Origin of the sequence: Mycolicibacterium austroafricanum (assembly GCF_902705885.1) — a bacterium.
Lineage (GTDB): Bacteria > Actinomycetota > Actinomycetes > Mycobacteriales > Mycobacteriaceae > Mycobacterium > Mycobacterium vanbaalenii_A.
This window is the reverse complement of the sequence record NZ_CACSIP010000075.1, coordinates 76,153-96,115: the sequence shown is the minus strand read 5'-3', so window position 1 is coordinate 96,115 and position 19,963 is coordinate 76,153. Positions and strand designations below refer to the sequence as shown.

Annotated in this window: 21 protein-coding genes and 1 pseudogene; 13 read left to right on the top strand and 9 right to left on the bottom strand. The window is 64.1% G+C overall.

Features of this window, described 5'->3' with window-relative positions:
* Positions 1-5 precede the first annotated feature (5 nt).
* Positions 6-647, top strand: coding sequence for a hypothetical protein (locus BEMPMBAN_RS31350; protein WP_159235355.1), 642 nt, complete (start codon positions 6-8; stop codon positions 645-647).
* A gap of 171 nt (positions 648-818) precedes the next feature.
* On the opposite strand, the gene BEMPMBAN_RS31345 is transcribed toward BEMPMBAN_RS31350, so the two are convergent.
* Both BEMPMBAN_RS31345 and BEMPMBAN_RS31340 read right to left on the bottom strand, forming a co-directional pair.
* On the bottom strand, positions 819-1,679 hold the full coding sequence (locus tag BEMPMBAN_RS31345; protein ID WP_159235354.1) for an alpha/beta fold hydrolase: 861 nt from the start codon (positions 1,677-1,679) through the stop codon (positions 819-821).
* 126 nt (positions 1,680-1,805) lie between these two features.
* Positions 1,806-3,047 carry a cytochrome P450 gene (locus tag BEMPMBAN_RS31340; RefSeq protein WP_234897802.1) on the bottom strand — a complete coding sequence of 414 codons (1,242 nt, stop codon included), beginning with the start codon at positions 3,045-3,047 and terminating at the stop codon, positions 1,806-1,808.
* A 350-nt stretch (positions 3,048-3,397) separates the two neighbouring features.
* Between BEMPMBAN_RS31340 and BEMPMBAN_RS31335 the strand changes: the two genes are divergently transcribed.
* From BEMPMBAN_RS31335 to BEMPMBAN_RS31310, 6 genes are all read left to right on the top strand, one after another.
* Entirely contained in the window at positions 3,398-3,595 is a 198-nt protein-coding gene (locus tag BEMPMBAN_RS31335; RefSeq protein ID WP_159235353.1) for a ferredoxin, read from the top strand.
* A gap of 149 nt (positions 3,596-3,744) precedes the next feature.
* Positions 3,745-4,542, top strand: coding sequence for an SDR family NAD(P)-dependent oxidoreductase (locus BEMPMBAN_RS31330; protein WP_234897801.1), 798 nt, complete (start codon positions 3,745-3,747; stop codon positions 4,540-4,542).
* A gap of 279 nt (positions 4,543-4,821) precedes the next feature.
* On the top strand, positions 4,822-5,454 hold the full coding sequence (locus BEMPMBAN_RS31325) for a TetR/AcrR family transcriptional regulator (RefSeq protein ID WP_272952267.1): 633 nt from the start codon (positions 4,822-4,824) through the stop codon (positions 5,452-5,454).
* A gap of 172 nt (positions 5,455-5,626) precedes the next feature.
* Entirely contained in the window at positions 5,627-6,739 is a 1,113-nt protein-coding gene (locus BEMPMBAN_RS31320; RefSeq protein WP_159235351.1) for a spirocyclase AveC family protein, read from the top strand.
* Between the two features lie 91 nt (positions 6,740-6,830).
* Positions 6,831-7,622: a CbbQ/NirQ/NorQ/GpvN family protein gene (locus tag BEMPMBAN_RS31315; RefSeq protein WP_159235350.1), complete on the top strand. Its 792-nt coding sequence runs from the start codon at positions 6,831-6,833 to the stop codon at positions 7,620-7,622.
* A gap of 136 nt (positions 7,623-7,758) precedes the next feature.
* Complete coding sequence (locus BEMPMBAN_RS31310) at positions 7,759-9,285, top strand: nitric oxide reductase activation protein NorD (protein WP_159235349.1); 1,527 nt, start codon at positions 7,759-7,761, stop codon at positions 9,283-9,285.
* A gap of 32 nt (positions 9,286-9,317) precedes the next feature.
* On the opposite strand, the gene BEMPMBAN_RS31305 is transcribed toward BEMPMBAN_RS31310, so the two are convergent.
* Positions 9,318-10,526: an acyl-CoA dehydrogenase family protein gene (locus BEMPMBAN_RS31305; protein WP_159235348.1), complete on the bottom strand. Its 1,209-nt coding sequence runs from the start codon at positions 10,524-10,526 to the stop codon at positions 9,318-9,320.
* A 151-nt stretch (positions 10,527-10,677) separates the two neighbouring features.
* Between BEMPMBAN_RS31305 and BEMPMBAN_RS31300 the strand changes: the two genes are divergently transcribed.
* From BEMPMBAN_RS31300 to BEMPMBAN_RS31285, 4 genes and pseudogenes are all read left to right on the top strand, one after another.
* Complete coding sequence (locus tag BEMPMBAN_RS31300; RefSeq protein ID WP_159235347.1) at positions 10,678-11,562, top strand: TetR-type transcription factor C-terminal domain-containing protein; 885 nt, start codon at positions 10,678-10,680, stop codon at positions 11,560-11,562.
* Positions 11,559-12,305 (top strand): SDR family NAD(P)-dependent oxidoreductase, encoded by a 747-nt coding sequence (locus tag BEMPMBAN_RS31295; protein ID WP_159235346.1) that lies wholly within the window; start codon positions 11,559-11,561, stop codon positions 12,303-12,305. The genes BEMPMBAN_RS31300 and BEMPMBAN_RS31295 overlap by 4 nt, the downstream gene beginning before the upstream one ends.
* Positions 12,306-12,562: 257 nt before the next feature.
* Positions 12,563-12,906: pseudogene (locus BEMPMBAN_RS31290) on the top strand (hypothetical protein); the annotation flags it as partial.
* Positions 12,907-12,918: 12 nt separating this feature from the next.
* The gene (locus BEMPMBAN_RS31285) at positions 12,919-13,659 is read left to right on the top strand and encodes an SDR family oxidoreductase (RefSeq protein ID WP_159235345.1); all 741 of its coding nucleotides are present in this window, start codon (positions 12,919-12,921) and stop codon (positions 13,657-13,659) included.
* A gap of 153 nt (positions 13,660-13,812) precedes the next feature.
* Here BEMPMBAN_RS31285 and BEMPMBAN_RS31280 read toward each other — a convergent pair whose 3' ends face one another.
* Both BEMPMBAN_RS31280 and BEMPMBAN_RS31275 read right to left on the bottom strand, forming a co-directional pair.
* Complete coding sequence (locus tag BEMPMBAN_RS31280; protein WP_159235344.1) at positions 13,813-14,763, bottom strand: NADP-dependent oxidoreductase; 951 nt, start codon at positions 14,761-14,763, stop codon at positions 13,813-13,815.
* Positions 14,760-15,383, bottom strand: a complete 624-nt coding sequence (locus BEMPMBAN_RS31275) for a MarR family winged helix-turn-helix transcriptional regulator (RefSeq protein WP_200846185.1) — start codon at positions 15,381-15,383, stop codon at positions 14,760-14,762. The genes BEMPMBAN_RS31280 and BEMPMBAN_RS31275 overlap by 4 nt, the downstream gene beginning before the upstream one ends.
* A gap of 283 nt (positions 15,384-15,666) precedes the next feature.
* Here BEMPMBAN_RS31275 and BEMPMBAN_RS31270 point away from each other — a divergent pair, with 283 nt between their 5' ends.
* Together BEMPMBAN_RS31270 and BEMPMBAN_RS31265 are read left to right on the top strand one after the other, a co-directional pair.
* Complete coding sequence (locus BEMPMBAN_RS31270; RefSeq protein WP_159235343.1) at positions 15,667-16,188, top strand: YceI family protein; 522 nt, start codon at positions 15,667-15,669, stop codon at positions 16,186-16,188.
* A 28-nt stretch (positions 16,189-16,216) separates the two neighbouring features.
* Positions 16,217-16,372, top strand: a complete 156-nt coding sequence (locus BEMPMBAN_RS31265) for a hypothetical protein (RefSeq protein WP_200846184.1) — start codon at positions 16,217-16,219, stop codon at positions 16,370-16,372.
* Positions 16,373-16,446: 74 nt separating this feature from the next.
* Here the strand turns inward: BEMPMBAN_RS31265 and BEMPMBAN_RS31260 are convergent, their stop codons facing one another.
* From BEMPMBAN_RS31260 to BEMPMBAN_RS31245, 4 genes are read right to left on the bottom strand one after another with little or no spacing between them, the layout of a single operon-like run.
* The gene (locus tag BEMPMBAN_RS31260) at positions 16,447-17,148 is read right to left on the bottom strand and encodes a response regulator (protein WP_159235342.1); all 702 of its coding nucleotides are present in this window, start codon (positions 17,146-17,148) and stop codon (positions 16,447-16,449) included.
* Positions 17,145-18,275 carry a sensor histidine kinase gene (locus BEMPMBAN_RS31255; protein WP_159235341.1) on the bottom strand — a complete coding sequence of 377 codons (1,131 nt, stop codon included), beginning with the start codon at positions 18,273-18,275 and terminating at the stop codon, positions 17,145-17,147. The genes BEMPMBAN_RS31260 and BEMPMBAN_RS31255 overlap by 4 nt, the downstream gene beginning before the upstream one ends.
* Positions 18,272-18,853: a hypothetical protein gene (locus BEMPMBAN_RS31250; RefSeq protein ID WP_159235340.1), complete on the bottom strand. Its 582-nt coding sequence runs from the start codon at positions 18,851-18,853 to the stop codon at positions 18,272-18,274. Before BEMPMBAN_RS31250 ends, BEMPMBAN_RS31255 begins: the two co-directional genes overlap by 4 nt.
* The gene (locus tag BEMPMBAN_RS31245) at positions 18,850-19,959 is read right to left on the bottom strand and encodes a hypothetical protein (protein ID WP_159235339.1); all 1,110 of its coding nucleotides are present in this window, start codon (positions 19,957-19,959) and stop codon (positions 18,850-18,852) included. Before BEMPMBAN_RS31245 ends, BEMPMBAN_RS31250 begins: the two co-directional genes overlap by 4 nt.
* Positions 19,960-19,963: the final 4 nt, after the last annotated feature.

Here is a 19,963-nt window from a genome sequence, read left to right as displayed (position 1 = left end):
CGAACGTGAAGTTCGATCCGGAGGCCGCCGTCGGGGTGGAACCACTGGTTCCGGAAACCTCTGAGCTGACTGCGGAGGTCACGGATGACAACGACAAGGGTGACGCAGGCCCCACCGCGTTAGGCGTGACCGGGGGGCGGAGGTCGGGTCGCAAACGCCGCAGCCGCTCCCGGCGCCGCACGGTCGCCTACGGGCTCCTGCCGATTCTGGCCCTGCTGGCAACCGTGGCCGCCGCATACCTCAAGTGGGAAGTCGTGCGATATCAGGAGACCGATCGTGCGGCGACCGAATCCGTGGCAGTGGCGCAGGATACGGCGGTGTCGATGCTGTCGTATAGTCCTGAGACCGTCGAACGGGATCTCGGTGTCCCATTGGACCGAATGACCGAGAAGTTCCGCGCGTCCTACCTTCAGCTCACCCGCGACGTGGTGATCCCCGGTGCCAAGGAGCGGCAGATTTCGGCTGAAGCCATTGTCAAAGCCGCTGCTTCGGTCGAGGCAGAGCCTGACCGCGCAACCGTCATGCTCTTCATCGACCAGAACATTGCGATCGGCCAGGACCCGCCGGTTGTCAGCGCCTCGAGCATCAGTGTCAGGCTCGACAAGGTCGGCAACCGTTGGCTAATAGCCGCTTTCGACCCGGTGTGAGTAGCCTGGCGTGGATCTGGTGTCGCTTCCGCACGATGGCCAAGCGCGGCTCGTCTGAAAGGTGGATCGCCGGTACTTGGACCCGTCGTCGAAGAAAGCGAGCTGCGGTTCTTGTTCCCGCGCCAACATGAGTGACAGTGCGAACTTCGTTGCGTGTCCACGAAGAGGCGCTTAGCCAAGTCGATCCGGTTTGGAGCGCACGCGGGTGAAGGTGCGAATCGCATCCGCCGTTGCCTCCGGTCGGTCGACCATCACATAGGTGCGGCTGCCGTGGAGGATCTGCAGCGAGGCACGCGGGAAGGCGCTGGCGAGTCGTTCAGCGTGACTTACCGGGAACATGGGATCGTCTGCTCCCCAGAGCACGAGGACGGGAACCGAACAGTTCTTGATCGCCTGCGCGGCCGCCAACGTGTACCGCCGGTCAAGACCCGTAGTGAAGCGAACGGCGTCTCGGCGCACACTCGCCGAGGCGAGGAACCCACCGAAGATCTCGGCGTAGGCGTGAGGATCGATGCCTCTGAGTGTGACGGCGTCGACGAATCTCGTGATCCCTCTGCGGGTTGTCAAGATCCTCAGTAGCAGTCGCCCGGCCAGTTCGCTGGCCCGGCAAACGCGCACGAGTGGCGCGAATGCCTGGGGCGGGAAGTGCTCGTAGCTGTCGCAGTTCGTCAGGACGATCTTCGCTATGCGGCTGAGGTCCAGCGTTGAAGCTCCCAGCGCGGACAGCAGGACGCCCCCACCGGTGTCATTCGCGACGAGCGTGACTTCACGGAGGTTCAGCAATTCGATGAATCGCGCGATGCGTTGGCCGGCCGCGACGACACCCAAGTCGGCACTACTCCCGACAGGCTGTGCGTGCGCTCCGAACGGCCAGGTCGGCGTAATGCAGCGATGATCGACCGAGAGGTGGCCCACAGTTTCGCCCCATAGTGAGCCGGTGACGTAGGCGCCGTGAACGAAGACGACGGGTGTGCCGTCTCCGTCATCGGCATACCGAATGTCGACACCGTCGACGGCGACAGAACGCGTCACGCGTCAGTCCAACGCTGAGTCGATAGATTTCACCATGTGACTAGTGGCGGACAGCGATAGTTCGTTGGTCGGTGAGGTCCCTGCACAGGTGCGCCGACGTCGGCCGCACTTTGCATCCGCCCCGCCTCAACGATTCCATTCGAGCGGGAGGGTTTCCAATCCGATGGTGAGGCCTGTTTCGAGCAGGTTGGCATCAGCTGGGATCGCGTAATCCGGAATCAGTCTGTGCCACTCCTCGAGCGCGATCTTCAATTCCAGACGCGCCAAATGAGAACCGAGACAACGGTGTGGGCCGGCGCCAAAAGCGATGTGATTATTTCGTGTCCGTGTGATGTCGATGGTCGACGCGTCTGGGAAGGCCTCCGGATCGCGCATAGCGGCCGCGAGCGGCACCGAAACCATGTCGCCGGCCTTCATCGGGCAGCCGTGGAACTCCGTGTCAACTGCCACCTTTCGGCCCGGGATGACGATCGCGTAGGCACGCATGAACTCTTCGATGGCGTTCGGTATCAGCCCCGGGTCCGATACCAGGCGGTCCCTGTCGTCCGGATTCATCGCAAGGTGACGGAAGGCCCACCCCAATGTCACAGAGACCGTGTCTAATCCAGCCAAGAACATCAGGAGTCCGAACGAACACAGTTCCTCATCGGTGACCGGTCGTCCGTCGATCTCGAAGCCGATGGCCTTGCTGAATAAGTCGTCCCGCGGCTCGGCACGGCGCTCCGCGATCAGGGCGTTGAATCTCTCGGCGACCATCATCATTGCGGAGATCATCGCGTCGTTGTCGTCACTCTGACCGCCGTGGAGGGCCGCGTGCTCCCACTCCATGAATTGGGGAAGCTCTTCTACGGGAAGGCCGATCAGCTCGAGGAAGATGCTGGTCGGGTACAGCTGGGCGAAGTCGGCCATGAAATCGCACGACCCTCGCTCGGCGAGGGACTCCACGAGCCCTCGGGCACGCTCACGGATCCGCTCGGCCATCCGTTGCACCGCGCTGGGCGAGAAATGCGGAGCGAGCAACTGTCGCCATCTCCGGTGTTCGTCACCGTCGAGCATCTCCGGTATCCATTTGTAGACCGGATTAGGGTCCTGCACGTAGATGGCACTGCTGGAGAAGGTATGTGGATCCTGAAGGACCTCCAGTGCGCCCTGGTAGTTTGCGACCGTCCAGAATCCCTGGCCGAATTGGTTGAGGAAGTAGGGGTACTCCTGCCCTGTCTCGGCCCACTTCTCGAACCAGGTCCCAGCCGGTTTGAGTTCGGTGTAATCGAAATTCAGCACCGGGCAGCTCGGCGCAGCAGATTTCGACGTATCAGTCGAAGTCATGCTCGTCCTCCTTGTTGACTCTATGGCGGATGCGATACCCACCGTGAGTGTGACGCTCGTTATACTACAAACTAGTTATACAGTTATATCGGCGCAAGTACTATGGAGTCCTGACGTTTCGCAGCGGGCTTCGCGGCGCCGGGCGGAAAGTCGGGAGGATCTACCGTGTGGTTGGCGCCGCGATCAGTGTGGTTGACAGCGTGTATGCCCTGTCATAATGTCAGCGCCACTGACAAGTCGGGGTCAGTGATCGACGCCCAGTCGCCATCGTTGTGGGGTCTTGTTGGGGCCGTTTGCCGGTCTGTCAAACACCCCAGCGTTAGCCCACTGCCCGCGTTGTCCAACTTGTTGTGGCCGACGTGCGGAAACGTCGAAACGAAGGGAGTGTAACGATGCGACTCCGTGTCGACAGAGACAAATGTTCGGGTCACGCTCGCTGTGGCGCTGTCTCGGAGGAGATATTTCCACTCGATGAGATCGGGTATTCATCGCTGGACGAGCGCGATGTTGAGCCGTCGGAGCTCGCGCTGGTCATCGAAGGAGTGGAGGCCTGTCCCGAACACGCTCTCGTGCTCGAAGACGACAGCTGAATAGTGGCTTGGCGCGGTGCATTCGAGCCGAATGCGCTACGTGACCGAAGCCGTCCGGCGCGGAACCGATGGGGACCGGCGTGTCAGTCGGGTCGGAGACGCTGCCGTTCGCGTGAATGTCCACGGGTTTTTGACAACTACCCGGTGAGATGAAACAGCTCGCCGACGCTAACGAAGAGAGTGCGGAAACAATGAGTGGACAACTCACCGGACGAGTGGCCGCCGTGACCGGCGCCGGCCAGGGCCTCGGGCGCGCCATTGCACATCGCTTCGCTTCCGAGGGTGCTGCGGTTGCGGTCGTCGACGTCGACGAGGTCTGTGGCAAAAAGGTCGCAGAAGAAATTTCAGCGGCGGGGGCGAGCGCGATCGCGGTCGGTTGCGATGTTGCGAGCCGAGATCAAGTCCACGCCGCAGCCGAGCGCATCACCGCAGAGTTGGGGCCCATCGACGTGCTTGTCAGCAATGCGGGTGTGGTTCGCGCGGCCATGTTGTGGCAGATGACGTTCGACGACTGGACGACGGTGCTCGACGTCCATCTCAACGGTGCATTTCACTGGCTACAGGCGGTGGTCCCGAGTATGCGCGAAGCGGGCAACGGCCGCATCATCTTCACGACTTCCGCGGCGGGGATCAACGGCACTGTGGGGCAGGTCAACTACTCCGCGGCGAAGGCCGCGCTGTTGGGCCTCACTCGATCAGCCGCGATGGAATTGGCCCGCTACGGCATCACCGTGAATGCGGTGGCGCCGGCGGCCGCGACTGCCATGACAGAGAAGATCCGCACCGATGAGAAGCTCAAAGACAAAGCTCTGAGCAAGATTCCGCTGCAGCGCTGGGCGGAACCGGACGAGATTGCCGGAACTTACGCGTTCCTTGCATCCGCCGACGCAGGCTATATCACAGGACAGGTGATCGCCGCAGACGGTGGAATGGTGATGGTGAGGTAGCGTCCGCGATCCGAGCCTGCGCTCCAGTATGCGGCTAGCTCTCGCAACGAACCCCGTGAGCAGTGCTGATACAGCCGACGTCCACTCGAAGCAGCGGCCGAACCCCACTTGGCCGGGCGAATGCCGGACGGCTGGCCAAGGAGGTGGGGTTGGGGTGATGCCGCGCGACGAGTGGCAGTGATTCCCGGTGAACAATGCGGGCGACCCGCATCGGTATGATCGTGCCGGCATCGTCAAAGTCTGGCGTCGATTCATTCCCGATCCAGGGGAGGTCCGGTCGTGGCGCCTCGGAGCACGACACCGCGTCGTACAGCGGAGGAGAGTCGCCGGCGTCTGGAGGAAGCCGCAATTACGTTGTTCAGTCAACGTGGCTATGACGGCACCGGGACGCGGGACATCGCCGCCCGCGCCGACGTGGCGGAGAAGTTGATCTTCCGCCACTACGGCGGAAAGGATGCCCTTCTCGCCGCAGCAGTCGAGACGGCGATGGAAGAAGTCCTGGATGCGTACGCCGAGCGTTGGTCCATCCTTGGGCGACAGAATTACGAGCTCGACGACATCATTCCCGCATACGTGCGGGAACTGCGGGCGTTGGTGCGCCAGTATCGACGGCCGCTGATAGACCTCCTTGCGTTACGGGCGGACCAGAATTCCTCAGACGCGGATTCGATCTTCGGCCCTGTGTTCACCAGTCTGCAACATCTGGTAGACGAGGAAGCGCGGCGACAATCATGGTCGTTGGCCGAGGCGAGTCTGATGATGCGATTGGTGTCCGGTCTGATCATCAGTTCGGCATTGTTACCGGATCTGTTCGCTTCGGATGACGATCCGGAACCGTCGGAGAACCAACTTATTAGCAGTTTGACGCACCTCATACTGCATGGCGCTGTGTCTTTGCCGCGCACCCCATAGAACGGGCCGCTTCTCCCCGACGGCAACTGCGCCCCTATGAATCTCGTCACTCTATTGACCTCGGTTCGGTCACGCCGTAATGTCAGCACCGCTGACAAAACGCGGAGGCTGCGCTTCAGCCGTGAGATCTCCGATGCCGCAACATCATCGACGATGGAAATGTGGTTCAGATATGACGCAGATAAACGCTGTTGTTGGCTCTCGGGAGCCGAAGCGGCCACCGGTCGGCTGGGAGCCGGGAGCGCTGCGCCCACGAATGGTTCGTTGGCTGCTGGTCGTTTTAGGCTGCACGGCATTGGTTTTCGCCTTCGTGACTTCGGGCAGAAGTGTCGAGGGCACGCGCATCGGGCGTCCGCCGGGCAGTCACGTACCCGAACGGACGCAGTTCCTCGGAGTTTCGAACTGGTACTTCTACTTCGAGCTCGTGGCGATCGCGGGCTTTGTTGCCATGTGGTCGATCGCCATCTACCAGACGCGCAAGCGCGGCAAGGCTTCGCCGTTGCTGATCATGGTCGCCGCGATCACAGTGGTGTCGGTGTGGGACCCGCTCATGAATTGGGCAGGGTATACCAGTTACGACCCACGTATGTTCCACTTCGATGTCGACTGGCCATGGATCAATCTGGAACCGACCGTTCAACCGTGGGTGGCGATCTGGGCTTACGCCGGGTTCTTCCTGATCCCTGCGTGGTTCACGCTGGCGTTGTACAAGCGGTTGGCGCAGCGCGCCGCCCCCTCCGCCTTTCTGGTCCGCAGACCCCGGCTGGCGCTGCTGGCAATGTCGATTCCGATCTGCATCGTCTTCGACGCTGTGGCGGAGGCCTTGATGGTGCGGGCGGGAATCTATAGCTACGCCCAGGTAGTTCCGTTCGGCTCGATCTTCGTGGGGGAGCCGTGGCAATTTCCGCTGATCTGGGAAGCGGTGCTGTTCGGTTTGGTCATCGCTCCAACCGCGCCCCTAATGTGGGTCAACGATCAGAATCAAACGTGGGGCGAGACGTTTGCATTGCGTTTCAAGATTTTCCGCGGCCGGCCCAACCTCGGTGCGTTCGCGATGTCGGTGCTGGTATTCAGCGTCGTATACGTCTTCGTCTACTTCCTCTTCATGGGGGCGATTCGCATCTCCGGCATCTCCACAGGCGTCGGGACGCCCTGGCGATTCCCCGACACGGCCGTGTTCGACCCGCAGGGCTACTACGAGACAGCCGGGAACCCGGGGCCGTATTACGTGGGTACCTGGGGAGGGTGGGAACGTCGGTCGCCCACCGGTGGCTACGGCGGTTGACCGCTACCCTGGTACGTCGGCGCGGCTACGGAGAACCGAAACTTTCCAGCGGGGCGACGTATGGCATCCGGATAACAGAGATTGAGATCTGATGCGACCGACCTATTTTGCAACGGGAAACGAGCGGGAACTCTTCCGAGCAGCGCACGAACGGAACCTGCCCGTGATGTTGAAGGGCCCTACGGGGTGTGGCAAGACTCGGTTCGTCGAGGCGATGGCCGAAGAGCTTGGGCGACCTCTGATAACGTTGGCATGCAACGAGGATCTTACGGTTGCCGATCTTGTCGGCCGCTTTCTCATTCATGACGGGCAGACGCAATGGGTGGATGGTCCGCTGACACGTGCCGTCCGGACCGGGGCGATCTGCTATCTCGATGAGATCGTCGAAGCTCGGCAGGACACCACCGTCGTCATTCACCCGCTCACCGACCATCGCCGGATCCTCGTCATCGATCGAACCGCCGAAGTCATCCTCCCGGCCGATGGATTTCAACTCGTGGTGTCCTACAACCCCGGGTACCAGAGTGTTCTCAAGGATCTCAAGGAATCGACTCGTCAACGGATGGTGGCTATTTCATTCGACTACCCCGATGAGCAGGTCGAGGTGGAAATCATCCGCGACGAGACCGGCATTGACGAGCCGTCCGCACGACATCTGGTCGCCATCGGGAGCGCGATCCGCCGAGTCGACGCACACGGGCTCAAGGAAGTCGCCTCAACGCGCACCTTGGTGACCGCCGCACATCTATGCACCGCCGGTATATCGCTCTACGAAGCGGCCACCGCGGCGATCGCCGAGCCACTCACCGACGACAGGGCACTGAACGTCGCGTTGACCGAACTCATTGCCGCCAACACGATTAACGGTGCAGCCCATCCCTAGCATGTCGAGCACTTCGGGAGCGGGCGCAGACGTTACGCGGTTCAACCTACTGGCCCGCGCCATCGCAGGGAGTTCGGTTGACGTCGCATCCGTATCCGACGGCAGACCGGCCCGAACAGATGGTCACACCATCTGGTTGCCAACCGAACTCGCGGAGCTATCACTCGCGGCGAGCCGCGAGGCGGTGATCGTCCAAGCGTTGTTGATCGGAGGTGGATCACTAAGCCCGGAAATCGCGAACAAACTCAGAGGGCATCCCCATCGGGCTCAGCGCTACTTCGCGAACGAAGTCCAGCGAATACTCCACGCCAAACGCGACATCCCCGCAGTCGGACGACTCGTCGACCAGGTCAGCGGATCCACCAACGTCTCGGAGTCACCGGCGCAATCGCTGGTCCTGTCGAAGCGGGACGAATCCCGGCCGACCATCCCCGGCCGCTGGGGAATGCTCGCTCCAGGGCTCGTGGCGCGCCGTCGGCAAGGACCAGGAGGCGCCGCATCGCCGCTCAGCACCGGTCGCCAGTATCACGGTGACGAACTTCAGGAATCTGAACGGTCGGTGCTAGATGACATTTTCGACTATCTCAATGTGGCGCCGCCAGGCCGATTTGCGCGCATCATGGCGCGGATCCTGCAGTCTGGTCGTAGCCGGCGAAACGGCGGTCAAAGCGTCGCGGCCGAGACAGGCGCAACCAGCCAACTTCCGGGAGTGCTGACGTCTACGGCCCTCGCTCCTCGGGATGCTGTTGCCGCCCAGCGCAACAGCGGGCGCGTCCTGCGATACCCGGAGTGGGATGAGGGCACGGAAACTTACCGGCAGCAATGGTGCCGTATCCTCGAAGCGGTTCCCCCCGCGACGTCACGGGGACTGCCTTCGCCGGCACCCGACGTTTGGCTTCGGCGATCGGTTGCGCGGGTGGGGCTGACACGCAGGCGGCTGGGTGGTCAGGCCAGCGGTGATGACATCGACGTAGACGCCGCGATCTCCGCTCAGATCGATCTGCGAACCGGCTTTTTCGCAGGCGACAAGGTGTACGTCGCCCAAGCTGAACGGTGGCCGGATCTCGGCGTGGCGATCCTCGTCGATGCCTCGGGATCGAGTGGACAACCGGGCGTGCAGGGGACTGTTCTCGACGGTCAGAAGGAAGCTGCACTTGCCCTCGTCTGTGCGCTTGAGGCCACGGGAGTGCGGACGGCGCTATTGACCTTTCGATCGCAGGGGCGCAGGGCTGTTCATCTGGAGGTCATCAAGTCGTTCGACGAGGGGTTCGGCTATTCGACCCTGGCTCGCCTCGCGACTATTCGGCCCAGTGGTTTCACTCGGCTGGGCGCGGCTGTTCGGCATGCGACGAAGACCCTGGACGAGCATGCGGGTACTTCTCACAAGGTGCTGGTCGTATTGAGCGATGGGCTCAGCTTCGATCACGGCTACGAGGGGGCCTACGCGGAGGCCGATGCGCGGGTTGCGCTCACGGAAGCGCGTGCGCGCCAGATCGGATGTCTCTGTTTAGCAATAGGTTTCGATGACCGAACGATAGACCGAAACGCCGCGTTCCGCGATCAGGAGTTCATTTGTGCGAATTCCTGGGAGCACGCACGTCGCCGCCTCCCAGCATTGCTGCACGCCGCTGTCGGTAGATCGAAGTCTCGGCACCTGCGATGACCGCTTGGCCCGCCGGAGGGCGTGCGGCGTCGTCATGAGGAGGTGAGCGCGGTATCGCGGATCTTGCGCACCGCCTTCTTGGACAGCGACCACCTGTGCACCTCCGAGGGTCCGTCGTAGATACGGAAGGCGCGGACCTCTCGTGCGATGCGAGCGATCGGCAGGTCATCCGAGACGCCGAGGCCACCACACATCTGCATGCTTCGGTCGACGATTCGATTGATCGCCTCGGCTCCGAAGGTCTTGGCGATCGATGTCTCCGCCGACGCAGCATGGCCTCGATCCAGTTCCCAGCAGGCCCGCAAGAGCAACGCTCGGGTGGCTGCGAGGTCGATCTCGTTGTCGGCGAGCATGTTCTGAATCATTCCGAGGTCGGCGAGTCTTCCGCCGAAGCCTTCTCTGCCGGCAACGTGCGCTGCAGCCACGTCGTGAGCGCGTCGTGCCGCACCCAGCCACCGCATCACGTGAGTCATCCGGGCCGGCCCCAGACGCACCTGCGCATAGCGGAAACCCTCGTCCACCTCACCCAGCACGTCGTCGTCGGTGAGTCGCACATCGGAGAACTCGACTTCGCAGTGACCGCCCACCATCGAGTGATCCATCGTGGCGATGTGGCGACCCACGTGTACGCCGCGCTCTTCGCCGTCCACCAGGAACATCGTCGCGCCTCCGCGATCACCGGGCGCGCCCGACGTGCGAGCCATGACGATGAAGAACCCAGCGCCGTCTGCGCCGGTGATGAAGTGCTTGCGGCCGGTCAGGCACCACCCCGAGCCGCTTCGGTGTGCGCTGGTGGTGAGCATCGACGGATCCGAGCCTGCACCCGGGGCGGGCTCGGTCATGGCGAAGGCTGATCTGACCTGTCCGCCCACCAGCGGCCGCAGATAGCGGTCCTTCTGCGCGGGGCTGGCCACATGGGCCAGAAGGTGCATGTTGCCCTCGTCCGGGGCGGCAATATTCAAGGCCAGCGGGCCGAAAAGGGAGTATCCAGCGGCTTCGAAGACAGGTGCGCGGTCACACATGTTCAGCCCGAGTCCGCCGAACTCCTGCGGCGCGTGTGGGGCGAACACCCCGGCATCGCGGGCAGACTGCTGCAGTTTCACGCGGGCCTCGTCGCCGCCTGCGGCATCGATATCGCCACCGAACTCGTCCTCGACGGGCAGGATGTGCTCGGCGATCACCGCCGCGGTGCGGTCGGTCACGGCCTTCGTCTTGGCGGAGTGCTCGAAGTCGATCGGCATGCTTCTCCTCTTGCGCCGAGTGAGTGTTCGGTCGTGTTCAGAAGGAGGCTTGCACACTGCCGCATCAATTCGCAACAATAGGAGGCGTGTTGCACGCCGGCGTAGAGGAAAGTGGTCTTGCCGTCGACTCAGCTGTTCGGCAGAGCTGAACATGTCGGGAGAGCCGGGCAACGACATCGGCCCGTCGGTCAGACGTGCGCGCCACGTCGCCGGCCTGAGCGTGCGTGCCTTTGCCGAGCGGGTGAACCTCAGCGTCGGAACCATCAGTGCGATCGAGAACGGTAGAACCAGTGTGTCGACCCGGCGGCTACTCGAACTGGCTGATGCGCTCGGAACCACCGGCAGCGCACTACTTGATCCCGTCCTCGACCGCGGGATGTCAACCGCCGATGACGGCGGCACGTCGTCCACTCCCGCCGAAGGCGGCGACTGGCGTCTGTTTCCCGATCTGGCCCTCGACCCCGTCCTGTCCGCGGCGATCGATGCCTTCGTCGACACCGGATACCACGGGACCTCCATGCGGATGTTGGCCAACAGGGCAGGATTGAGCGTGCCGGGCATCTACCACCACTACCGCGACAAACAAGCGCTGCTCGTACAGATCCTCACCCTGACGATGTCAGAGCTGCACTGGCGAGTTGCCGCTGCACGCGAAGAAGCCGCCGACGCACGTGCTGAAATTGCGCGCATCGTCGAAGCCCTTGCCCTCTTCCACACCCACCACCGCAAGCTCGCCTTCATCGGCGCGAGCGAGATGCGCAGCCTCAACGGGCCGAACCGGCGCCACATCGCCGGTGAGCGCACTCGTCTACAGCACATCCTCGATGATGCCATCGATCGGGCAACGGTTGCGGGGCTGATCGACCCCGTCGACGGGGCTACCGCAGGGCGCGCGATCGCCACGATGTGCACCTCACTTCCGCAATGGTTCAACCCGGAAGGCCCGGACAGCCCCGAACACATCGCAGGCCGCTATGTGCACTTCGCCATGGAGCTGCTGCGCGCGAACGCTACTCCTGGAGGACTGCCTACATGACCGACGAAACATCAGCACTCATCACCGGGGCCAGCCGTGGTATCGGCCTGTCGATCGCCAAAGCCCTTGCGGCACAGAAAATATCTCTGACGATCACAGCCCGCAGTCGAGAAGCCCTCGATGCTCTGGTGCCAGAATTGACCGCATTGGGCTCGCCGCGGGTGATCACGGTCGCCTGCGATATGGCCGATCCAGCCGCCGCGGCCACGATCACCGAGACGCATAGGCGACATCACGACGGTGCCCTCACCGTGCTCGTGCTCAATGCCGGCGTGGGTACCGCAGGACGGATCGAAGCCTTTCCCGCCAATCGCCTCGACAAGACGATCGCAGTCAACTTCCGCAGCCCCTTCCTCACGCTTCAAGCGGCCTTGCCGCTCCTTCGTTCCGGCGCGTCTCGAAGGCCCGCACTAGGTGCCAAGATCATCGTGGTGTCTTCGATCACCGGAGTGTTCGCCGAGGCGGGGCTCGCCGCCTACGGAGCGTCGAAGGCGGCCCTGCTCTCCCTCGTCGACACCTTCAATGCCGAAGAATCCGCCAACGGGATCACCGCGACTGCCATTGCGCCAGCGTATGTCGACACCGATATGTCGGCGTGGACGCACGGCACCGTTGCACCTGAGATGATGATTCCAGCCGACGACATTGCCCACCTTGCCGCCGCGCTCGTCAACATGTCGGCACGGTCCGTAGTCGGGCCCGTTGTCGTATCCCGAGCCGGAACATCCGGTTACCACGCCTAGTGGATCAGCGCCCGTGTGATACGCAGAGGATCATCGAGCGCCGTCGAACTAGCTCATCGAGGCACATGTCGCTGTGTTCGACGACCCCGTCAAGAAGGGAATCCGGCATGCGGTGACGTTGTTCTACGACTCGCTCGACATCGCAGGCTGAGCGCTTCGTCCGGTTCCTGGGCGACGATCGCCTCGGCCCGGAAACGAGCATCCTTGGACACGAGGAACGACCCGTCACTCAACGTGCGGTCACAGCTATCCCCCACTACCCGGCCCCACATCGGATTCACCTGCGTACGGCGAACCAACTAAACCTACTTTGCCACAGTGCGTTTGAGGACGAAGGCCGCCGAGCGGCCGGGATCCCGCGCGGCCGGGATCGCCATTGGCCTACAAACTCATCGACATCGCACAGACCCGCTGGCGGGCCGTCAACGCCCCATACCTGGCCCGTTTGGTCCGGGCCGGCGCGACCTTCCATAAAGGTAAACTCCTCGAACGCCCCACCGGCTCCACACCCGCAGCATCCGGTGGCGAACCTCCGAAAGGCAGATCGCTTGAAACACGAATCAAGGGTCATCGGCGTAACCGGACGTGTGCTTCTCCCTAGCGAAGAATCTCAATGACCGTCCACAGCAAGGTCGTCGCCATCACCGGCGCCAGCAGCGGCATTGGTGAAGCAACAGCACGTCACCTCGCCTCACTCGGTGCGCGCGTGGTGCTCGGCGCCCGCCGCACTGACCGGCTGGACCGGCTGGTTGCCGAGATCGAAGCCGCAGGCGGGACAGCGGCCGCCACGCGCACGGATGTCACCCATCCCGAGGACCTCCAGTCGCTTGTCGGTATGGCGGTCGAGCGCTTCGGCCGTCTCGACGTGTTGGTGGGCAACGCCGGGGTCAGCAGGATCAGCTCTGTGGCCGACCTAGACGTCGAGGGCTGGTTGGCGATGGTCGACGTGAACGTCAAGGGGATCTTGCATGGGATCGCCGCCGCCCTGCCAGTGTTCCGCCGTCAGGGCAGCGGTCACCTCGTCACTGTCGTCTCGACCTCCGGCCTCAAGATCGTCCCCACCCAGGCGGTGTACGCCGGGACGAAGAACGCGGTACGCACTCTCCTGGAGGGTCTGCGACAGGAGAGCACCGACGGGGTCCTGCGGACGACGTCGATCTCCCCGGGTTACGTCCGCACCGAGCTTCTTGACGCCGCGGTCGATGATCCAGCCGTGCGCGAGCAGGCCAAGCAGAGCATGGCCAATCTCGGTATCGACCCCTCGGCGGTGGCTCGGGCGATTGCATTCGTGATCGACCAACCCGACGACGTCGAAATCGGGGACCTGACGATTCGACCGACTCGCCAAGGCTGAGTGACCCGATCATCGGCCGGAAGGCGCGAGCCCGTCACCGCTGCCTGAGCCTGAGTTGTCCTGAGCGGATGAGTTCCTCGTTCGTAAGCGGTTCGCGCGGTTTGAGCGCAGTGACGGCCACGACGAACCCGAACGTTCGGTGATCTGAAATCCTCAGAAACGCAGCACAAGGCGGCCACGGACACCGCCTCGTTGCAGGAGTCGGTGCGCCTCTGCGGCATCGTCGGCGGGCAGTTCGCGGGCCACGCGCAGTGTCAGCCCGCCTGTGGAAGCCAGGTCGGACAGGTAGTCCAATCGCGGTTTACGGGCGATGTCCGGCCCTACCCACACTGTCTCCACTTTCAGGTCGTATTCGGGATCTACCGCGCCGCCTAGTTCGGGTGGTCGCACGGCGACGTAGGTGCCCCCTGCCCGAATGGCTGGTGCGACAGTGTTGCCCAGTACTGCGCAATCGACCAGGGCGTCGACGCCACCTGGTGCGTGACGCCGAATGTGTGCTGCCACGTCCGGGCCGCGGTCGACGACGACGTCAGCGCCGAGGGTTTCCAACAGTGAACGGTCGTGGGGCGCTGCGTCGGCGATGACGCGGAACCCTCGCAATTTGGCGAGTTCGATGACATAGCCCCCTAAGACACCGGCACCGCCGGTCACGGCTATCAGCCCGCCAGCGAGCCTGTCGAGTTGGTCCAGTGCTTGGAGCGCGGTGAGCCCGTTCATCAAAACCGTGGAACCAGAGGCGAAATCGTGGCCACGTGGCAGCCGGGTTACCGACTCCGGTGCGACGACGACTTTCTCGGCGTATGTTCCGCCTCCTTCGATCACAGGCAGCTTGATCGCCAAGACCTCATCGCCGGGTCCGTAGCCGGTCGCCGGATCGGCATCGTCGACGGTTCCCGCGGCATCCCAGCCGGGAATGAGAGGGGGTTTCACGGCGGCATACATGGGGTGCAGGGGTCGATGCCCACGGGTGACCGCATCGGTAGGGTTCACCGCCGCTGCGAGGACGCGCACCCGCACCTGATTCGGTCCGACCGCCGGCTCCGTGATGTCGAACGCCTGCAATACTTCCGGGCCGCCTGGGGCGGTGAATCCTATGACCTTCACGAGCTATCCTCGACGCCGGGCACGCCTGTGAGGTCGCCGTGGTCCACGCGCGTGCCTGATGGGCCGTTTCCGCCGCCTGGGTTCCCGTTCTCCGGCTGCGGGACGAAGCCATCTGCGTCGTGCCCATTCGGGTCTAGAATCGCGCGCACAGCGGGATCGATCGCGGCGACGATGCGGCGTGCAGCATGACCCAGGCCGGTTAGTTCTGCGTCCGTGAGCGTCTCGATGACGAGGCGCCGAGCTTCACCAACGTGGCCGGGAGCGCTCTGCTCAAGCTTCGCCACTCCGGCGTCGGTGAGCTGGACCTCGGTCCGTCGGCCGGCTCCCCGGCGGGAAAGACGTTGCAGCCATCCGGAGGCCTCAAGGCGCGAGACCGCGTGGGACAACCGCGATAACGACCCACGCGCGTGAAGGGCCAACTCACTCATCGCCTGCTTGCGCTCAGGCGCTTCGGACAACTCCACCAACACGTGATACTCGAACAGGTTCAACCCCGCGTCTCGGCTCAGCTGCGCGTCCAACCGGGCGGGCAACAGGGTCACCAGGGCCATCAGCGAAGCCCACTCGCGAAGCTGCTCAGCAGTCAACCATTGGCCCGGCGGCGCCTCATCGATTGCCATCGGCTCACAGTACCGCACTTGAATATTCAAGTCCAGGGCCGCGGCGCTTGGTTTAATCGTCAACCTACCTCCCGAACAGCTACGTGCGCCCACGGGGACTGCCGCCCAATGGCGACGAACGCTGTCTCCGGGTGGCGCTAATGACCAGTTCGTGGGGGATAGTAACCCGCGGATCGGCGCATCAGCTTGAATATTCAAGCCATTTGTCCCATGATGAGTTGTACGTTCAACATAGAATCCCGAGTGCCGGGTCGAGTTTCCAGAGGAGAAGAGGAGCATTCACATGGTCGATGCACCCATTACCGATTTCCGCCACCTGAGCGGCACGTGGCAACTTGACCCCCAGGCCACCAGTCTGAGGTTCCGCTCTCGACTGTTGTTCCTCCCATTCGCCAAGGGAGCCGTGCGAGCCAAGGCGGGTCATGCCGAAATCTCCAGTGAGGGCAGGGGCTCGGGGATCTTCGTGGTCGACCCGGCGACGATTACATCGCGGATCGCGAAGCGTGACGCGCACCTACGCTCCGCTGACTACTTCGACGTGGAGCAGTATCCGGCGATCACGTTCACCTCTAGCGAGGTCCGCTCAGTCGGCCCCGGTGAAGTGCAGATCATCGGCGAGATCGAGGTCCACGGCCAGACCTCGCCGTTGACGGTGGCCGCCCACATCGTCGCGCGTGATCGACATGCCACCCTCACGGCCACCGCACGCATCGGCAACGACGTCCTACACCTAAACGGCATGAACCCCATCACCACCGACGTCACCGTGGAGGCCCACTACACATTGTCCGACACAACGTCGTAAATACCATCACACCAAGGAGATTGAAGGAGTGACACTGTTCCGTCTCGATGCGAGCATCCGCGTCGAAGGTTCCTACAGCCGCGACATCGCCGATATTGCGGAACGGGAATGGCTCGCCGCCGACGCCGAAAACCGGGCACGTGAACTCGGCCGACGGCTGACAGCCAGCTCAGCCACCCGGTGACGGGGACGAGCCTGCGACCGCGTGACCGGTGACAGCAAAGTCCACTGAGCCGACCATCACGACGCTCGCCATGCTTACTCGCCGGGGCTGACGAGTCCGGTCTCGTATCCGATGATCACGAGCTGGGCGCGGTCGCGGGCGTTCAGTTTGCCGAGGATGCGACTGACGTGCGTCTTCGCCGTGAGCGGAGACATGTAAAGCGACTTGCCGATCTCGGAGTTGGTCTTGCCACGTGCGACCTCGGCGAGCACTTCGCGCTCCCGCTCGCTCAGGACATCAAGGGGACCCGTGTCTCCCGGACGGCTGATCGGTCGGCGAACGAGGTCGGCGACCAACCGTTTGGTCATCGCCGGTGAGATGAGGACGTCGCCGGCGGCGGCGGCGGTGATCGCCTCGAGCAGGAGTCGCGGCGGGGTGTCCTTGAGCAGGAAACCGGAGGCGCCGACTCTGAGCGCCTCGTAGACGTACTCATCGAGCGCGAAGGTGGTGAGCACAAGCACCTTGGTGGCGCTGAGCCGTTCGTCGCCGCAGATCGCTCGGGTCGCGTCGAGCCCGTCCATGAGAGGCATCCGGATATCCATCAGCACGACGTCGGGGCGTGTCCGCCGGGTCTCGGCGATCGCCTGCGCGCCGTCGCCGGCCTCACCGACGACCTCGATGCCGGGTTCGTTGGCGAGCAGTGCTGCGAACCCGCGACGCACCAACTCCTGGTCGTCGACGAGCAGCACGCGGATGTCGCGCCTGGCCGCGGCCGGCGCGCCGAGCCGAGCGGTCATGCTCCCCGCCCGGGCAGTTGGTAGGGCACGAACGCGCGCACCGTGAACCCGCCGTCGTCGGTGGGTCCGGCGTGGACGGTGCCCCCGAGGAGCTCCGCTCGCTCGCGGATCGCGACCAGGCCGATGCCGGTGCCGGGCGCCGCAACGCGCGCGGTGGCCGGAGCGTCGTTCGACACGGTGACGTGCACGCCGTTGTCCGCGTGTCGGAGCCGGACGATCGTGGGGACGTCGCCGGCGTGGCGGGCGACGTTGACCAGGCACTCGTGCACGATTCGGTGCACTGTCACCACGGTGCTCTCCGCCACGTTCGCAGGATAGTGACCGTCCTCGACCACCTCGACCCTCCTCGAGAGCCCGGCGGCAGCGTCGACGACGTCGCTGATGGTGGTGGTGGCCGTCGGTGCCGGGCGAAGCGGGACCGACTCGTCGGACCGCAGGAGCCCGAGGAGGGATCTCAGCTCGTCGAGCGATCGTCTGCCTGCGTTGTTGATCTCGACGAGCGCCGAGCGAGCGGCGGCCGGATCGCGCTCGAACACGTGGGCGGCGATGCCGGACTGGACGGTGATCGCCGACAGCGAATGGGCGACGATGTCGTGCAGGTCGTACGCGATGCGAAGGCGTTCTGCCTGGAGCCGTTCGGAGACCTGGCGTTCCACTGCGTCGGCTCGACGCTGCAGGTTGGAGCGACGGGCGTCGGCGGCGGCGACCGGGAGCAGGAGAACGGCTGCGTCGGCGGCCCATTCGAACCAGAACGCCTCACCACCGAACTGTGCCCCGAAGCCGGCGACGACGATCGCGACGAGCGATCCGAACCAGAGCACCGAGCGATCGTCGCTCCGGCGCACGAGACGGTAAAGCGCGACGATGAGCAGCGCCCGCAGCGCGATCGGGCTGGAGGTCCATGCGAGGGTGACGACGTCCAGCACACCGATCGCGACGACGGTGGCCCGACCGAATCGACCGGCGACGACGAGCAGCACCGCGGCGACGGCCGCGATCGCGATGCCGGGGAGCTGTCGTCCGGCCACGACGTCCGGATCGATGACCAACGCACCGATCGACACCGCCAACGCGGCGATGATCGCAGCGAGATCGGCGCGAGAGGTGCGGTGATCGGTGTGCGTCACGGGTCCATCATCGTCGCAGCCGGTGGCGGTCGCGTACTCCGGCGCGAGGTCTTGCGGGGGCCGGTGCGTATCCAGACCACCGCGGAGAACACCAGCGTCAGCGCCAGCGGGGTGAGTCCGACGAGCCAGCTCAGCGCTAGCGGGGGTCCTGGCTGTTTGAGCACGTCGACGGCCAGGTCGCCGGTGCCTTTGCCCTGCGGGCCATCGATCGTGAACCGCAGCGTCCACGTCCCCGAGGAGGGGAGCGACTCCACGTCAAGGCCCCACACTTCGCGGTTGCGGGGATGCCGGGACAGCCGATCCGCGTCCTCCCGGCCATCGGGAGCGATCGCCGTGATGGTGCCGGACTTGCCTGCGATTCCGCCATCCGGTTCGAACGTGAAATCCAACGACTGCATGGCGCGCAGCGGCCACACTGTGAAGCCGACCGTCACCGGGTAGGGGCCCACCTGGACGTGCTCGGTGTGCACGACGTAGTCCAGCGGATCGGATGCCGCGGCCGGTGCCATGCCGATCGACAGCGCGGCGACGGCGCACAGCATCGCGACCAGCGCCCGCAACCTGCTGGGGATGGTCATGCCGTGCCACCGACGGTCACACTGACGGCAGGTGTCGCGTTGGATGCACGCAGCGCCCGGCCGAGTCGCCACGTCGCGCCGCCGAGCACCCCCGCGAGCAACCCCCCGGCGACGCACGTCAGCAGGATGCTGTCCGCCTGTCCGCCGTCCTCACCACCCAGGTCGACGCCCCCGGATCCCATTGAGTTGAGCAGCCAGGTAATCGCAATCACACCTGTCGCGCCGGATCCGGCCAGCAGCCAGGCGCTCGAGCCTGTCCACCGCAGCAGGAGTTCGACTACGACGCCGAACACGAAAACGATTGCGGGGATCAGCACCATGTCGATGGGGAAGCCCAACTCGACGAAGTCACGCAGCGCCAAGTGCTGCAAGTCGGCATACCAGCCGACCGCCCAGCTGGCGAACGACCAGGTCGCCAGGCTCAGAACCAGTGTGAGAAGACCGGTGCCGATGGCTCCGCCGCGCGACACGACTTGAGATCCGAGCAGCACGCACACGAGCGGAATGGTCAGCCAGGTCAGGGTGGGCCAGTCGATGGTCGCGCTCAGGTTGAGGTCTGCCAGCGCGCCGCTTTGGATCGAGGCGTACTGCCCGAACGCTGCAATCGCGACCATGAACCCCCATCGACCCCAGCGGTGTTCGCGAGCTGCTGCGAAGACGATCGCGGTGCCGATCATGGTGACGCAGATCGACGTCAGCCAACCTTGGTGTGGCGGCGACGCGACGGTCACGTCGAATCCGTACAGGCCGTGCCACCACTCGTCGTAGAGCCCGTAGAGCAGGAACGAGGCCGCGGCGATGCCGGCGACCAGATAGCCGATCGGCGCGGCGAATACGCCGAGCACCTTGAATGCACGACCGCCGACGGCCGGATCGGGATCGAGGCCGTTGCGCTGCGCGGCGGTGGCCCGCAACACCATGACCAGGCTGGTCACTCCGGCGATCGCGCCGCCGGAGTAGATGAACAAGTGCGGCAGGGTGAAGAAGCTGTCCGGACCGACGTCGAGGTGCCAGTCGATGTCCCAGGTCAACCCCGAAAGCGAGATCAGGGTGCCGGCGAGCATGACAAATGCCGGTAACTTGCCGCGCGAATCGGTACTCGTCATGGCG

Bases quoted from the DNA above. Each gene is read 5' to 3' on its own strand.
- BEMPMBAN_RS31335 (WP_159235353.1), top strand. From the start codon at position 3,398: ATGCGACTCCGTGTCGACAGAGACAAATGTTCGGGTCACGCTCGCTGT.
- BEMPMBAN_RS31330 (WP_234897801.1), top strand. From the start codon at position 3,745: ATGAAACAGCTCGCCGACGCTAACGAAGAGAGTGCGGAAACAATGAGT.
- BEMPMBAN_RS31320 (WP_159235351.1), top strand. From the start codon at position 5,627: ATGACGCAGATAAACGCTGTTGTTGGCTCTCGGGAGCCGAAGCGGCCA.
- BEMPMBAN_RS31315 (WP_159235350.1), top strand. From the start codon at position 6,831: ATGCGACCGACCTATTTTGCAACGGGAAACGAGCGGGAACTCTTCCGA.
- BEMPMBAN_RS31305 (WP_159235348.1), bottom strand. From the start codon at position 10,526: ATGCCGATCGACTTCGAGCACTCCGCCAAGACGAAGGCCGTGACCGAC.
- BEMPMBAN_RS31300 (WP_159235347.1), top strand. From the start codon at position 10,678: ATGTCGGGAGAGCCGGGCAACGACATCGGCCCGTCGGTCAGACGTGCG.
- BEMPMBAN_RS31295 (WP_159235346.1), top strand. From the start codon at position 11,559: ATGACCGACGAAACATCAGCACTCATCACCGGGGCCAGCCGTGGTATC.
- BEMPMBAN_RS31285 (WP_159235345.1), top strand. From the start codon at position 12,919: ATGACCGTCCACAGCAAGGTCGTCGCCATCACCGGCGCCAGCAGCGGC.
- BEMPMBAN_RS31275 (WP_200846185.1), bottom strand. From the start codon at position 15,383: ATGGCAATCGATGAGGCGCCGCCGGGCCAATGGTTGACTGCTGAGCAG.
- BEMPMBAN_RS31270 (WP_159235343.1), top strand. From the start codon at position 15,667: ATGGTCGATGCACCCATTACCGATTTCCGCCACCTGAGCGGCACGTGG.
- BEMPMBAN_RS31260 (WP_159235342.1), bottom strand. From the start codon at position 17,148: ATGACCGCTCGGCTCGGCGCGCCGGCCGCGGCCAGGCGCGACATCCGC.
- BEMPMBAN_RS31250 (WP_159235340.1), bottom strand. From the start codon at position 18,853: ATGACCATCCCCAGCAGGTTGCGGGCGCTGGTCGCGATGCTGTGCGCC.
- BEMPMBAN_RS31245 (WP_159235339.1), bottom strand. From the start codon at position 19,959: ATGACGAGTACCGATTCGCGCGGCAAGTTACCGGCATTTGTCATGCTC.